At 23.2% G+C, this 482-nt stretch carries 1 protein-coding gene; it reads left to right on the forward strand.

Features of this window, described 5'->3' with window-relative positions; genetic code table 11:
* Positions 1-185: 185 nt before the first annotated feature.
* On the forward strand, positions 186-482 hold a 297-nt coding region (gene tnpA, locus AWT72_RS08835), incomplete at its 3' end, for an IS200/IS605 family transposase (protein WP_067143687.1).

Consider the following 482-nt stretch of genomic DNA (forward strand, 5'->3'; position numbering starts at 1 on the left):
GGTAAAATTGAATATAGTAAATAATAGATTTATATAAAGAACATTTATTGAAAAAATGTATATAAATATTTTTGAGATAGGTTTTTTTTATGAAATGCACCTGAACACTCACGAATTTAGTCGTGAGATGAAAGGTATATTGCTTAATGATAAAACATATGTTATCATAAAATTAGGTGATAAATATGGCAGAAGTAGTACATGGTAGGGGATATGTATATTGTATACAATATCATATAGTATGGTGTGTAAAATATAGACATAAAATATTAGTTGATGATATAGATATTGAATTTAAGAAAATAATAATTGAATTATGTGAAAGTATGAATATAAAAGTAGTTGAAATAGAAACAAATTACGACCATATACATATTTTAGTGGAATGTAGTCCACAACATTACATACCAACAATAATAAAAACATTAAAAGGCGTTAGTGCCAGATATATGTTTAAAAAATTTCCAAAAATAAAAAATAAA

This window comes from Oceanivirga salmonicida (assembly GCF_001517915.1).
Taxonomy (GTDB): domain Bacteria; phylum Fusobacteriota; class Fusobacteriia; order Fusobacteriales; family Leptotrichiaceae; genus Oceanivirga; species Oceanivirga salmonicida.